The 13553-nt window shown below is 50.9% G+C and carries 9 protein-coding genes; 3 read left to right on the top strand and 6 right to left on the bottom strand.

Translation table 11 applies throughout. The features are described from left to right. Positions 1 to 7: 7 nt before the first annotated feature. The 5 genes from EVX52_RS12690 to tkt form a co-directional block, all read right to left on the bottom strand. On the bottom strand, positions 8 to 1090 hold the full coding sequence (locus tag EVX52_RS12690; protein WP_129991413.1) for a LacI family DNA-binding transcriptional regulator: 1083 nt from the start codon (positions 1088 to 1090) through the stop codon (positions 8 to 10). 134 nt (positions 1091 to 1224) lie between these two features. Beyond that, the gene (fbaA, locus tag EVX52_RS12685; RefSeq protein ID WP_013576802.1) at positions 1225 to 2304 is read right to left on the bottom strand and encodes a class II fructose-bisphosphate aldolase; all 1080 of its coding nucleotides are present in this window, start codon (positions 2302 to 2304) and stop codon (positions 1225 to 1227) included. A gap of 125 nt (positions 2305 to 2429) precedes the next feature. Then, on the bottom strand, positions 2430 to 3596 hold the full coding sequence (gene pgk / locus EVX52_RS12680) for a phosphoglycerate kinase (protein WP_129953021.1): 1167 nt from the start codon (positions 3594 to 3596) through the stop codon (positions 2430 to 2432). A 72-nt stretch (positions 3597 to 3668) separates the two neighbouring features. Then, positions 3669 to 4685, bottom strand: coding sequence for an erythrose-4-phosphate dehydrogenase (epd, locus tag EVX52_RS12675; RefSeq protein WP_129953022.1), 1017 nt, complete (start codon positions 4683 to 4685; stop codon positions 3669 to 3671). 499 nt (positions 4686 to 5184) lie between these two features. After that, positions 5185 to 7179, bottom strand: coding sequence for a transketolase (gene tkt / locus EVX52_RS12670; protein ID WP_129991412.1), 1995 nt, complete (start codon positions 7177 to 7179; stop codon positions 5185 to 5187). A 248-nt stretch (positions 7180 to 7427) separates the two neighbouring features. Between tkt and EVX52_RS12665 the strand changes: the two genes are divergently transcribed. After that, positions 7428 to 8180, top strand: coding sequence for a M48 family metallopeptidase (locus tag EVX52_RS12665; protein WP_129953024.1), 753 nt, complete (start codon positions 7428 to 7430; stop codon positions 8178 to 8180). A 192-nt stretch (positions 8181 to 8372) separates the two neighbouring features. Here EVX52_RS12665 and speA read toward each other — a convergent pair whose 3' ends face one another. Next, on the bottom strand, positions 8373 to 10352 hold the full coding sequence (gene speA / locus EVX52_RS12660; RefSeq protein ID WP_129953025.1) for a biosynthetic arginine decarboxylase: 1980 nt from the start codon (positions 10350 to 10352) through the stop codon (positions 8373 to 8375). An 878-nt stretch (positions 10353 to 11230) separates the two neighbouring features. On the opposite strand from speA, the gene metK reads away from it, so the two are divergent. Further along, positions 11231 to 12382 (top strand): methionine adenosyltransferase, encoded by a 1152-nt coding sequence (gene metK / locus EVX52_RS12655; protein ID WP_129953026.1) that lies wholly within the window; start codon positions 11231 to 11233, stop codon positions 12380 to 12382. A gap of 411 nt (positions 12383 to 12793) precedes the next feature. Continuing rightward, positions 12794 to 13543, top strand: coding sequence for a fimbria/pilus periplasmic chaperone (locus EVX52_RS12650; RefSeq protein WP_370278340.1), 750 nt, complete (start codon positions 12794 to 12796; stop codon positions 13541 to 13543). Positions 13544 to 13553 lie beyond the last annotated feature (10 nt).

Genomic DNA, 13553 nt, shown 5'->3' with positions numbered 1-13553 from the left:
ATCCGGTTCAGAGCGCGCTAAGCTGACGCGCGATGCGGATCAGCTCCTGCGATAAGGCTTCCTGTGACACCGGGTTTGTGCCCGGTCTGGCGGTCGTGTGGCGTTCAACCAAAGAAGTGGGCAGTAACAGCGAGGATTGCTGATGATCGCCATGCGTATGCAGATGCTCCACCAGCCGGTTAATGCTTTCGTGACCGAGCAGGCGGAAATCCTGTTTGATTGTGGTCAGCGGCGGGAAGAAAAATGCGCTGTCTTCAGTATCGTCATAACCCATCACCGAAATTTGTTCCGGTACCCGCAGACCAAACTCATGGACAGCACGCAGAACGCCGAGCGCCATCTGGTCATTGGCAACCAGAATCGCCGTAGGACGTTCGGGCTGACTGAGCAACAATAATGCCTGCTGATAACCCGAAGCCGCGCTCCAGTCACCATGCTGAACCGCACAGGGCGTAATATCGTGCAATGCCAGCGTCTTCAGCCAGCCTTCATAACGCAGCCGTGCAGAGATGGACTCGAGCGGGCCGGTCAGTACGGCAATCTGCTGATGCCCGAGCGCCAGTAAATGCGCCACGCCCTGCTCTGCCCCGCAGTGAGGATCGAACAGAATTTTGAACACATCAGCTTCAGGATCTACATCCAGAAACAACGCCGGTAAGTTGCCGCACAACTGCGCAATAGCCCCCGCATCGTCATTCGACAACGGCACGTTAATCAGCACGCCATCTACCCGCTGCGACATCAATTCGTTTACTGCCGCACGACAGGCGGTCAGGCTCAGGTTATCAATCATCGAAATCACAACGTTGAAGCCTAACTGATTAGCACGGGTTTTCATCGCTGACGCAATTTGTGACGGCGCATGCAATGCCAGCTCAGTGGTCGCCAGACCCAGCGTATAACTTTGTTTCCCCGCCAGTTGCTGTGCGACACGGTTCGGAACGTAATTGAGCGCCGCCATTGCCTGTTCGACTTTATTACGCGTTCTGACCGACACATGCGCAGCCTGATTCAGTACACGCGAAACGGTCTGATAAGACACACCGGCGTGGCGCGCAACATCATCGAGGGTGACAGATTTTGGCTTCATGGCTCTCTCTTCGGGATTCTGGCGAAATACTGATACGGGCTATTGTGGCCGGAAAACAGGCCATAAAAAAGGGGCCGAAGCCCCTTTGACGATTATCCTCACATTCCGGTGGTCAAGCACCGGAAGGATAAGAATTACAGTACGTCGATCGCGTTCAGTTCTTTGAATGCCAGTTCCAGGCGAGTCACCATGGAAGACTGTGCAGAACGCAGCCATACGCGCGGGTCATAGAATTTCTTGTTAGGTTTGTCCGCGCCTTCCGGGTTACCCAACTGACCTTGCAGGTAAGCTTCGTTTTTCTTGTAGAACTGCAGAATACCGTCCCAGTTAGCCCACTGAGTGTCGGTATCGATGTTCATTTTGATAACACCGTAACCTACAGATTCTTTGATTTCTGCTGCAGTTGAACCGGAACCGCCGTGGAATACGAAGTTCAGGCTGTTGTGTGGCAGGTTGTGTTTCTTGCACACGTATTCCTGAGAATCACGCAGGATCGTTGGAGTCAGTTTAACGTTACCTGGTTTGTAAACACCGTGTACGTTACCGAATGACGCAGCGATAGTGAAACGCGGGCTGATAGCGTTCAGTTTTTCGTAAGCGTAATCAACGTCTTGTGGCTGAGTGTACAGTGCTGATGCGTCCATATGGCTGTTGTCCACGCCATCTTCTTCACCGCCGGTGCAACCCAGTTCGATTTCCAGAGTCATGTCGATTTTTGCCATGCGAGCTAAGTACTTGCTGCAAATTTCGATGTTTTCTTCCAGAGATTCTTCAGACAGGTCAATCATGTGAGAAGAGAACAGTGGCTTACCGGTTTTCGCGTAATGCGCTTCACCCGCGTCCAGCAGACCGTCGATCCATGGCAGCAGTTTTTTCGCGCAGTGGTCGGTGTGCAGGATAACCGGCACACCGTAATGTTCTGCCATCTGATGCACATGGTGTGCGCCAGAGATTGCGCCCAGAATTGCCGCACCTTGTGGTACGTCAGTTTTCAGGCCTTTACCTGCGATAAACGCAGCGCCACCGTTAGAGAACTGAACGATAACCGGTGAACGAACTTTCGCAGCCGCTTCGAGCACGGCATTGATGGAGTCGGTGCCTACGCAGTTAACCGCTGGCAGAGCAAATTTGTTTTCTTTAGCGATAGCGAAAACTTTCTGTACATCATCACCAGTGATAACGCCTGGTTTTACGAAATCAAAAATTTTAGACATAGTTCTTTGTCCTGTTTCGTCGGCCGTAGATGGATTGAATCGGTTTGCTATGTCGCGCGGGTTCCACTGTGCAGCCCCCCGCGCGGCAAAGAAGAACGGACAGCATTACGCTCCCCGTTCAGGGTTCATGACTTCTTAGCACGCTCTTCCAGCATCACAACCGCTGGCAGTGCTTTCCCTTCAACGAATTCCAGGAATGCGCCACCGCCAGTGGAGATATAGGAAATTTTGTCAGCGATACCGAACAGATCGATAGCCGCCAGTGTGTCGCCGCCGCCTGCGATAGAAAATGCTTCGCTGTCAGCAATAGCCTGCGCCACAATTTCGGTCCCTTTACGGAAGTTAGGGAACTCGAACACGCCTACAGGACCATTCCACAGAATGGTTTTAGCGTTTTTAATGATCTCAGCCAGACGATTTGCAGACTCATCGCCCATGTCGAGAATTTGTTCATCATCTTTGATGTCTTTAACAGACTTCACAGTAGCCGTTGCAGTTTCAGAGAACTCCGTCGCTACGCGAACATCGGTAGGAACAGGAATGTCGCAGGTTTCCAGCAATTTGCTTGCGGTGCCGACCAGGTCTGCTTCGTACAGGGATTTCCCGACGTTGTTGCCTTGAGCAGCCACGAAGGTGTTCGCGATACCACCACCAACGATCAGCTGGTCAGCGATTTTGGACAGGGAATCCAGAACGGTCAGTTTGGTAGAAACTTTAGAACCACCCACGATAGCGACCATCGGACGTGCCGGGTTACCCAGCGCTTTACCCAGTGCTTCCAGTTCTGCAGACAACAGCGGACCGGCACAGGCGATAGGTGCAAACTTGCCCACGCCGTGAGTAGAAGCTTGTGCGCGGTGCGCAGTACCGAATGCATCCATCACATAGATGTCACACAGGGCAGCATATTTTTTGGACAGGGTTTCGTCGTCTTTCTTTTCGCCTTTGTTGAAGCGAACGTTTTCCAGAACAACCAGCTCGCCTTCGGCAACTTCAACGCCATCCAGATAGTCTTTAGCCAGACGTACAGGAGAAGACAGTTTGTCTTTCAGGTAGTTAACAACCGGCAGCAGAGAAAACTCTTCGTTATATTCGCCTTCAGTCGGACGACCCAGATGCGAGGTAACCATCACACGTGCACCTTGTTTAAGGGCAATTTCGATGGTAGGTAAAGAAGCGCGGATACGTGCATCTGACGTTACTTTGCCATCTTTAACTGGCACGTTCAGATCGGCACGGATCAGTACGCGTTTACCCGCTAAATCCAGATCGCTCATCTTAATAACAGACATGGTGAATCCTCTCGTTGATTCTCTTTAAAGTTGCTTGAAGGCAGTTTCGGCCGGAAAGCCGGAACAGCCGTACTAGAAACCGCTGGCAGACATTGCCAATGTTGTATCCAACATTCTGTTGGCAAAACCCCACTCGTTATCGCACCAGACCAGTGTCTTAATCAGGTGCTGTCCACTTACCCGCGTCTGCGTTCCATCTACGATGGCGCTATGGGGATCATGGTTAAAATCTGTCGAGACTAATGGTAGTTCGGTATAGTCAACAATACCACGAAAAGCACCTGTTGCGGCCTTTTGCAGCAGCTGGTTAACCTCGCCTACCGTCACAGCACCCTCGACAAATACGCTTAAATCAATGGCGGTGACATTGATTGTCGGCACACGCACCGAGATCGCTTCAAAGCGATCGCAGAATTTTGGCATGATGCGCGTGATCCCTGCGGCCAGTTTGGTATCAACCGGGATAATGGACTGGCTGGCGGCGCGCGTACGGCGTAAATCCGCATGGTACGCATCGATCACCGGCTGATCATTCATTGAGGAATGAATGGTCGTTACCGTGCCGGACTCAATGCCAAAAGCATCATCGAGCAGTTTGATCACAGGGATAATACAGTTGGTGGTGCAGGACGCATTGGACACAATGCGGTGCTGACGTTCGAGCAAGGCGTGGTTCACGCCGTAAACCACCGTGGCGTCAAGATCATGACCGCCAGGATGCGCGAACAGAATTTTTTTAGCGCCGGCCGCAAGCTGGGCTTCACCGTCTGCACGGCTGCCATAGACACCGGTGCAATCAAGCACGACGTCAATGCTCAGTTCACCCCATGGCAACTGGCTGGCATCAGACTGATGAAGTAAACGGATGGAGTCATCGCCTACATAAAGGTTTTCACCTTCCTGGCGGACATCCCAGGCGAAACGCCCGTGGCTGGAATCGTATTTAAGCAGATGAGCCATGCCTTCAGGGCTGGCAATTTCATTGATGGCAATGACGGAGATTTCCGCCCGGCGACCGGATTCGTATAACGCGCGCAATACGCTACGGCCAATGCGACCAAAGCCATTAATTGCAATACGTATTGGCATACATCTCCCTGTTACACGGTTGTTACTCAATATCAGTAACACCTATAGTAATGCAGCGTGCGTTTACGGTGAATCACCATCATCATTTGTCCGCACAAAGCCTGCGGCAGAAAAGCGTCAGTTTCAGGCACGATAACAACCTGGTGAGGATGTTAAGCTCAAATAGCCCGACTGAAACGGTTCAGCTGAGAATAAACCAAACGGTGAATAAAAGGAATAATTCGTAGAAGAAGGCCGCATTAATCGCTCCGATTGCTGAAAAAAACACCAGCCAATTCGGTGTATTCACAGTGATTTTACTTTTTCATCACCTTTTCGACAGTGATTTTCCTCATAAACCGACGGATTGAAACAGTTCCGGCATGCAGGCAGTGTAACCGAGCCCGCATCGGAACGGTTTGACCTGTGTCATTTCGCGCGAAACTGAGAACGGGTACCGGAAAACACAGGCGAAAAAAAAGCACCCGAAGGTGCTTTTAACGGCATAAGAAATGCGGAGTTACTTCAGTAACGCCTGTGCCTGAGCAACAACGTTATCAACAGTGAAACCGAACTCTTTGAACAACAACTCTGCCGGAGCAGATTCGCCGAAGCTATGCATACCGACGATTGCACCGTTCAGGCCGACGTATTTGAACCAGTAATCAGCGATACCGGCTTCAACCGCAACACGGGCAGAAACGGCTTTCGGCAAGACCGATTCACGGTAAGCTGCGTCTTGTTTGTCGAAGGCATCCGTAGACGGCATGGAAACCACACGCACTTTGGTGCCCGCAGCAGCCAGTTTGTCAGCCGCTTCAACAGTGATACCCACTTCAGAACCGGTGGCAATCAGGATCACGTCCGGCGTACCGTCGCAATCTTTCAGCACGTAACCCCCGCGCGCCACGTTGGCCAGTTGTTCAGGCGTACGTGGTTGCTGGGTCAGGTTCTGACGGGAGAAGATCAGGGTAACCGGGCCGTCGTTACGCTCAATCGCGTATTTCCATGCCACAGCAGATTCAACCTGATCCGCAGGGCGCCAGGTGCTCATGTTTGGCGTAACGCGCAGGCTGGCGATTTGCTCAACCGGCTGGTGCGTCGGGCCGTCTTCGCCCAGACCAATGGAGTCATGGGTATACACGAAAACGTTGCGGATTTTCATCAGTGCCGCCATACGCACCGCGTTACGCGCGTATTCCACAAACATCAGGAAAGTCGCAGAATACGGCAGGAAACCGCCATGCAGCGCGATGCCGTTGGTGATTGCCGTCATACCGAATTCACGCACGCCATAATGGATGTAGTTACCCGCCTGATCGTCGCCGATAGACTTCGAACCAGACCACATGGTCAGGTTGCTGGGTGCCAGGTCAGCAGAGCCGCCCAGGAACTCAGGCAACACTTTACCAAAAGCTTCCAGCGCATTCTGGGAGGCTTTACGGCTGGCGATGTTTGCAGGGTTAGCCTGCAGCTGTTCGATGAATTTCTGTGCTTCAGTTTCCCAGTTTGCTGGCAGCTCGCCGTTCACACGACGTTTGAACTCTTTTGCCAGCTCAGGATAGGCTTTCGCATAGGCATCAAACTTGTCGTTCCACGCGGCTTCTTTGGCTTTACCGGCTTCTTTCGCATCCCACTGCGCATAGATATCTTGCGGGATTTCAAAGGCGGCATATTTCCAGCCCAGCGCTTCACGGGTAGCGGCTACTTCAGCTGCGCCCAGTGCGGCACCATGTACATCGTGAGTACCGGCTTTGTTCGGCGAACCGAAACCGATCACGGTTTTACACATCAGCAGGGAAGGTTTGTCGGTAACTTTATGCGCTTCTTCAATGGCCGCTTTGATGGAGTCAGGATTATGACCATCAACACCGCGGACTACGTGCCAGCCGTAAGCTTCGAAACGTGCCGCGGTATCGTCGGTGAACCAGCCTTCTACGTGACCATCAATAGAGATACCGTTGTCATCATAAAACGCGGTCAGTTTGCCGAGTTTCATGGTACCGGCCAGTGAACACACTTCGTGAGAAATGCCTTCCATCATGCAGCCGTCGCCCAGAAACGCATAGGTCTGGTGATCGACAATGTCATGGCCTGGTTTGTTGAACTGTGCTGCCAGCGTACGTTCTGCAATAGCGAAACCGACGGCATTCGCGATGCCCTGTCCCAGCGGACCGGTGGTGGTTTCAACGCCAGGCGTATAACCGTATTCCGGATGGCCCGGGGTTTTAGAGTGCAGCTGACGGAAATTAGCCAGTTCGTTCATCGGCAGATCATAGCCGGTGAGATGCAGCAGGCTGTAAATCAGCATAGAACCATGACCATTGGACAGCACGAAACGGTCACGGTCCGCCCAGTGCGGGTTAGTCGGGTTATGATTAAGGTAATCGCGCCACAGCACTTCGGCAATGTCTGCCATGCCCATAGGGGCACCAGGGTGGCCGGAATTCGCTTTCTGCACGGCATCCATACTAAGTGCGCGAATAGCGTTCGCAAGCTCTTTACGAGAGGACATGTTCTACTCCAGGTCGGATTAAAAAAGCAGTCAAGAAAGTCATTTTCTCAGACTCGGCATTAAAACGGCAATCTCTAATCACTCTCGTGATTAAGTTCACAAAATCCGCTTTTAAATCAGTGCGTTTTTTCGGACTTACACTATAGATCGTGCACTGCCAAAAACCTATCTTAACGCTATCCTTACAGTCAGAGCCTTTTTCAGGCTGTATTCGCTGTTTTGTTAACTTTCTCCGGGAACCCAAATTGATGAAATTTCACCCTGTTATGTTGAGCCTTTTTGCCGCATCGCTGGTCAGTGGCTGCGCTAATGTCAATACCGATACCTTAATGCAGTCCGGCGCGCAGGCTTATCAGGCCTATACGCTGAGTGACGCCGACGTTAAAACACTGAGCGTACAATCCTGCGAGGAGATGGATAAAAAGGCACAAATTGCTCCCGACAGCAGTGAATACGCACAACGCCTGAAAAAAATCTCGGCGGCACTGGGTGATAACATTAATGGCACCCCTGCCAACTATAAGGTTTACCTGACCAAAGACGTCAACGCCTGGGCGATGGCGAACGGCTGCATCCGTGTTTACAGCGGCCTGATGGATATGATGAATGACAATGAAGTGGAAGGCGTTCTCGGTCATGAAATGGGGCACGTCGCGCTCGGTCACACCCGCAAAGCCATGCAGGTCGCTTACAGTGCTACCGCAGCACGCTCTGCAATTTCTTCGCTTGGTGGCGTCAGCGCCACCTTGTCGCAGTCACAACTGGCGGACCTGGGCGAGAAATATGTTAACGCACAGTTCTCCCAGAAGCAGGAATCCGAAGCGGACGATTATTCTTTCGATCTGCTGAAAAAACGGGGTATTGATCCGACAGGTCTGGCGACCAGTTTTGAGAAGCTGGCCAAACTGGATCAGGGGAGCAGTATCGGCTGGTTTGACGATCACCCGTCTTCAGAGGCACGTGCGAAACATATACGTGAACGTATCGCTGCCGGAAAATAACCCCATTAAGGCGCAAAATGTTGCGCCTTTCACTTTCATTTCGCACAACAATGATTTCTGCTTCATGGTTAATAAAGAAATAATTTTACCTATCAATATAAAATACGTTCACGAAATAAGTAACGAAAGCAGGACGTAAAAACGCCCGGACAAGCCGGGCGTTGAGGCGCAGAGAATAAAAGAACCGGACTTTTATTCGTCTTCCAGATAGGTATAACCGTATAAACCGGCTTCAAACTCTTCGACAAACTGGGCCTGCAATTCGGCATCCAAATCTGTTTCTTTCACCTGATCGCGGAAGCGGGACAGCAATACGTTAGGATCCAATTGCACGTATTCCAGCATGTCCGCAACCGTATCGCCTTCATCTGACTGCTGCACTTCAATGCTGCCGTCAGGGAAGACAAACACATCCACCGCAGCAGTGTCGCCGAACAGGTTATGCATGTTGCCGAGAATTTCCTGATACGCACCGACCATAAAGAAACCCAGCACCGGCGGATTCTCAGGGTCATACGGCGGCATTGGCATGGTGGTCGCGACGCCGTCACCGTCGATATAGTGATCGATAGTACCGTCGGAGTCACAGGTGATGTCCAGCAGGACCGCACGGCCTACAGGCGGTTTATCCAGACCTTCCAGCGGCAGAACCGGGAACAACTGATCGATACCCCATGCATCCGGCATCGACTGGAACAGCGAGAAGTTGACGTACAGTTTGTCCGCCATACGTTCCTGCAATTCGTCAATAATCGGGCGGTGAGCACGGTTACTCGGATCCAGCTGATCCTGAATTTTATTACAGATATTCAGGTAGATATCTTCCGCCCAGGCACGCTGCGTCAGATCCAAAATTCCGTGCGCATATTGTGAATGGACATCGTGCAGGTCCATCTGGCTGTCGTGCAGCCATTCACGAAGCGAGCGCCGGTTTTCCGGATCGTGCATTTCGTTCCAGGTATCCCACATGCTGCCCAGCGCACGCGGTGCATCCGGTTCAGGTGCCGCCGGCTCTTTAAACTCATTGCGCTCAACACCAATGACATTCGACACCAGCACAGTATGGTGCGCGGTCACGGCACGACCAGACTCAGTGATCACCGTCGGATGCGGCAGACCATGTTCGTTACAGGCGTCGCCGATCCCCCAGATAACGTTATTGGCATATTCATTCAGGCCATAGTTCACCGAGCAATCAGACTGTGAACGGGTTCCTTCGTAATCCACACCCAGGCCACCGCCCACGTCGAAGCACTGAATATTAACGCCCAGTTTGTGCAGTTCTACGTAGAAACGCGCGGATTCACGTACACCGGTCGAGATGTCACGAATATTCGCCAGCTGTGAACCCAGGTGGAAATGCAGCAGTTGCAGGCTTTCCAGACGCCCTGCCTCACGCAACATTTCGACCAGTTGCAGAACCTGAGAGGCTGCCAGGCCAAACTTAGATTTCTCGCCACCGCTGGACTGCCATTTACCGGAGCCCTGTGAGGACAGACGCGCACGCACGCCCAGACGCGGAACAACGTTCAGGCGTTCAGCTTCTTCCAGCACCAGTTTAATCTCAGTCATCTTCTCGATAACCAGATAAACCTTGTGCCCGAGTTTCTCGCCGATCAGGGCCAGACGGATGTATTCACGGTCTTTATAACCGTTACAGACGATCACGGAACGGGTCATCCCGGCGTGCGCCAGCACGGCCATCAGCTCAGCTTTTGAGCCGGCTTCCAGGCCCAGCGGTTCACCCGATTCCACCAGCGATTCAATGACACGGCGGTGCTGGTTGACCTTAATCGGGTACACCAGGAAGTAGTCACCCTCGTAGCCAAAAGATTCACGCGCACGTTTAAAGGCGGCGTTAATCGAACGCAGACGGTGCTGTAGAATTTGTGGGAAACAGAACAATGCCGGCAGACGCTGACCGTCCTGTTCCCGCATGTCTTTTACCAGTTGTGCCAGATCGACACGGGCAGAAGGCTCGTCTGGATCCGGGCAAACACTGATGTGGCCCAGTTCATTGACGTCATAATAATTGTTACCCCAATAGGCAACGTTGTAAGTGCGCAGCATCTTGCTGGCATCACGATCGTTCACGGCAACCTCCTGCATGGAGCGCAAAAAAACAGTATCGTCCGAATGTGGCGGACGGTGGGACTGGATGTCATCAGACATAGGTAAATCCTCTTTCTATACTGACAACATGGCCAGCCACTATCGCAGTAACAACAGGTGAGAACAACCCGCAAGCCTGGCTTTCAGACAGGATAAAACCCTGTGTGCCGCAGCCATAGGACTGTTTTCTACTCATATCATTGTAAAACACGTTTTTAGACTCCGTGTAACGAGTCGGGAGAAATCAGGGACGGATGCCCCGGGAGATCGCAGGCTACATCAGTTATATGTCGGAAGTGCGATGTACACACAGCCGGGTTTACTGAGCAGCGTACAGATGTCGGCGGCTGACCTGTCTATAGTCAGACTGTCTGTAACATCGAAGAGATAACAGACGTTTTGCTAACAGAAATGCTGAGGAGAATGCTGCAGGGCGCAATGAAGGCTGCAGGGGATGCTGTTGAAATGTTACAAGCGGTAAAAAGTGGGTCATTAAACTAACCACCTCCACACGTGCCACGCATCACCCGCGGGCATTCGAGCTGAGAAAACAGTAATTACTGGAATACGCTGCATCTGCAGGGCCTGCAGAAATATGCATAGCGCGCGCCGTTTATACCGGCAACCCGCTGTAATTGCAAAATGAAAATGTGGTGTAAATAGTTTCAGGCCGTGAATATCACTGCAAACCCGCACAATAACACCCACTCTGTCACAAAAATGACTGGCATTCGGGACACCTGCTATCCTAAAATAGCCGTCCAGATGTTAATCCGTCCACACGCATGGGTGGTTTAACGCGCAAACTGCTTCAAGGCTTTGCCTAATGGGGACATGCAGGACGCATTGCGACAATGGCGAGCTCCGCTCCTCATCTGCCCGTCACCCCAGTGCTATGCAGTGATATCTAACCCGTCGTATGTAAGGTAAAGAACATAATGGCTAAACACCTCTTCACGTCCGAATCCGTTTCGGAAGGACATCCAGATAAAATTGCTGACCAGATTTCCGATGCCGTGCTGGACGCAATTTTAGAGCAAGACCCAAAAGCACGTGTTGCATGTGAAACTTATGTCAAAACCGGCATGGTCCTGGTTGGCGGTGAAATCACCACCAGCGCATGGGTCGACGTTGAAGAAATCACACGTCAGACTGTTCGCGAAATTGGCTATATCCATTCTGACATGGGTTTCGATGCCAATTCCTGTGCAGTGCTGAGCGCTATCGGTAAGCAATCTCCGGATATCAATCAGGGCGTTGACCGTACTGATCCGCTGGAACAAGGCGCGGGTGACCAGGGGCTGATGTTTGGTTATGCGACCAACGAAACCAGCGTACTGATGCCAGCACCTATTACTTACGCACACCGTCTGGTGCAGCGTCAGGCTGAAGTGCGTAAATCAGGCACGTTACCGTGGCTGCGCCCTGATGCCAAAAGCCAGGTCACTTTCCAGTATGACGAAGGCAAAATCGTCGGCATCGATGCGGTCGTACTGTCTACCCAGCATTCAGAAGACATCTCGCTGAAAGATTTGCAGGAAGCGGTGATGGAAGAAATCATCAAACCTGTGTTACCAGCAGAATGGCTGAACGCCGGTACCAAATATCATATTAACCCGACCGGCCGTTTCGTTATCGGCGGCCCGATGGGTGACTGCGGTCTGACCGGTCGTAAAATTATCGTGGATACTTACGGCGGCATGGCCCGTCACGGTGGTGGTGCGTTCTCCGGTAAAGATCCGTCGAAAGTTGACCGTTCAGCGGCTTACGCAGCACGTTATGTGGCAAAAAACATCGTGGCTGCTGGTCTGGCTGACCGTTGTGAAATTCAGGTGTCCTACGCGATTGGCGTGGCGGAACCGACTTCCATCATGGTGGAAACCTTCGGCACCGGTAAAGTTTCCAATGAGCAACTGACCCTGCTGGTACGCGAGTTCTTCGACCTGCGCCCATACGGTCTGATCCAGATGATGGATCTGTTACACCCAATCTACAAAGAAACCGCAGCCTACGGTCACTTTGGTCGTGAACATTTCCCTTGGGAAAAAACCGACAAGGCCGCTCAGTTGCGCGAAGCCGCTGGTTTATAAGAAACCCGGGCGTCATAAAATCTCTTCAACCCCGCCGCAAGCGGGGTTTTTTATTGATTTTTAAATAAAAACAAACCGCGTAGGTTTATATTAATTTAACTTAATCCATCATGTAGATAAGCGAATAATTCAAATAAAACACCCATTTTTATTTAACAAGTCAGGGTGAATAAGCAGGAAGGAAAATAAAAACCCTGTGTAATCAAAAAAATAAAAACCGCATGAGATGTTATTATTTTGTAAACATTATTTTTAGTTAAACAGATAACACAAATAGCTAATTTCTATACCATTGACCTGAACATTCATTGAATCTATTATTCACCCCATCGAAACAGTCAAAACAAATACTTACTCAAAGGGAATGAACGAAATACTTTTCCGGATAACGTTTAATTAAATATTGAGAAAATGACCATGCCCTTAACGAAATTAAAATCCCTGATAATGGTTTTAGCGGCCGCCCCATTATTTTTTTCCGCATTATCATTTGCAGGAATAAGCGTTTACCCTATTTCTGTCCCGATGAAAAAAAACGGCGCTGCACAAATTAGCGTAACAACAAACTCCGACACCACGGAGTATGTGAAAACGACCGTAAAAAAAATTAATAACCCTGGCACATCACAGGAAAATGAAATCATCCTAAATCAGTCATCGGGCCAGGGTATTATTGTCACACCAGCGAAATTTGGACTGGCGCCTGGCACCACCCGAATTATACGTCTGATTAATATTCAGCAACCCCAAACAGAAGAAGCGTACCGCGTTTATTTTGAAGGCGTTCCGGCACTGAATAATAGCAACGACAAAAATGAACCCAAAGGTGCGGCTAAACTCGGCATCAGCATGATCTGGGGCGTACTGGTTACCGTGCCACCCGCTGCCCCGCGACTGGATTTCACCCTGGACCCCGTCAGCCGCGAGGTCAGTAATACCGGCAATATTCATCTGAAGATTAACAGTATCGGTTTATGTCCTGAGCAACTCACTGATGACGGATGTCAATGGAGTAAACCGGTAAAGAACAGTATTTATCCTAATCAGCACGCCACATTAGACCCTGCCTTATTTAAAGGGAATAATTACCGCGTAGTGAAAGTGAAATATTTCAACTGGACAGATAAGAAAACCGGCGTAAAAGAATTCAGTGCAAAGTAAATATTATTAT

The organism is Rahnella sp. CFA14(1/10), assembly GCF_004195095.1.
GTDB classification, from domain to species: Bacteria; Pseudomonadota; Gammaproteobacteria; order Enterobacterales; family Enterobacteriaceae; genus Rahnella; species Rahnella perminowiae.
The sequence above is the reverse complement of the archived record's forward strand: the minus strand, read 5'-3'. Positions and strand labels throughout refer to the sequence as shown.

What these genes read in the sequence shown, in the direction of transcription:
- metK (WP_129953026.1), top strand. Translation starts at nt 11,231, where the DNA reads ATGGCTAAACACCTCTTCACGTCCGAATCCGTTTCGGAAGGACATCCA.
- EVX52_RS12650 (WP_370278340.1), top strand. Translation starts at nt 12,794, where the DNA reads ATGACCATGCCCTTAACGAAATTAAAATCCCTGATAATGGTTTTAGCG.
- EVX52_RS12690 (WP_129991413.1), bottom strand. Translation starts at nt 1,090, where the DNA reads ATGAAGCCAAAATCTGTCACCCTCGATGATGTTGCGCGCCACGCCGGT.
- fbaA (WP_013576802.1), bottom strand. Translation starts at nt 2,304, where the DNA reads ATGTCTAAAATTTTTGATTTCGTAAAACCAGGCGTTATCACTGGTGAT.
- epd (WP_129953022.1), bottom strand. Translation starts at nt 4,685, where the DNA reads ATGCCAATACGTATTGCAATTAATGGCTTTGGTCGCATTGGCCGTAGC.
- tkt (WP_129991412.1), bottom strand. Translation starts at nt 7,179, where the DNA reads ATGTCCTCTCGTAAAGAGCTTGCGAACGCTATTCGCGCACTTAGTATG.
- pgk (WP_129953021.1), bottom strand. Translation starts at nt 3,596, where the DNA reads ATGTCTGTTATTAAGATGAGCGATCTGGATTTAGCGGGTAAACGCGTA.
- speA (WP_129953025.1), bottom strand. Translation starts at nt 10,352, where the DNA reads ATGTCTGATGACATCCAGTCCCACCGTCCGCCACATTCGGACGATACT.
- EVX52_RS12665 (WP_129953024.1), top strand. Translation starts at nt 7,428, where the DNA reads ATGAAATTTCACCCTGTTATGTTGAGCCTTTTTGCCGCATCGCTGGTC.